Source organism: Oleiphilus sp. HI0086, from assembly GCF_001635225.1.
Window position 1 is genome coordinate 1 of record NZ_LWFZ01000475.1, and the last position, 657, is coordinate 657.

At 44.3% G+C, this 657-nt stretch carries 2 protein-coding genes; both read right to left on the reverse strand.

Annotation, left to right across the window (positions count from 1 at the left end):
• Positions 1–261 (reverse strand): FAD-dependent oxidoreductase (locus A3756_RS05875; RefSeq protein ID WP_156490302.1); only part of this gene is annotated, 261 nt, incomplete at its 3' end.
• Positions 258–657, reverse strand: a 400-nt coding sequence (locus A3756_RS27425) for a hypothetical protein (RefSeq protein ID WP_197481206.1), incomplete at its 5' end; no start/stop codon positions are given. The genes A3756_RS05875 and A3756_RS27425, both read right to left, overlap by 4 nt.

Below are 657 nucleotides of genomic sequence, written 5' to 3' on the forward strand. Positions count from 1 at the left end.
GTTGTCGATGATCTCTAAGTTGCGTAGCTGCCATTGTTGTTCAAACTCTTCAGCGGAAATAGAATTCTCTCGCATCTTTTTAACACGTAAGGCGTTCTCACGAAGCGTCTTGCTGGGGATCGTTCCTCTGTGTACACATGCACCACCCAACCATTGATCCCGCTCTATAAGAGCGACACTCTTACCACCTTTGGCTGCCTGTACCGCTGCTTTTTGCCCTGCAGGACCACTACCAATAATCACTACATCAACTTGTCTCATGAACGAATTGCCTCCAGACCACTCTTCACGATGTCGTGTCTTTCCTTCAAAAGCTCCAATTCATCTTCATATAAATTCAGATCTGCAAATACGGTATCTTGCAAAGCTGTATCTATCGCAGCTTCTTCACCCGATAACATTGCTTGAGCTAACTTAGCAGCACCATTAGTCACCATCGCTTGGTCACGATTGCTTTGGGCATTTTGATAGTCAGCATAGTAATGAACAGATTCCTGAACGATTGCGGGCATTTTCCATTTTCTGACCACGACTTCGCCATATTTCACATGATAAGCAGATTCGATTACCCCTACTTCATCTAATGAAATAGATACGTCATGCCATTCCGAGTAGTCAAAGATGGTCTGAAGGATAACCGGTTTGCCAATGCTATGA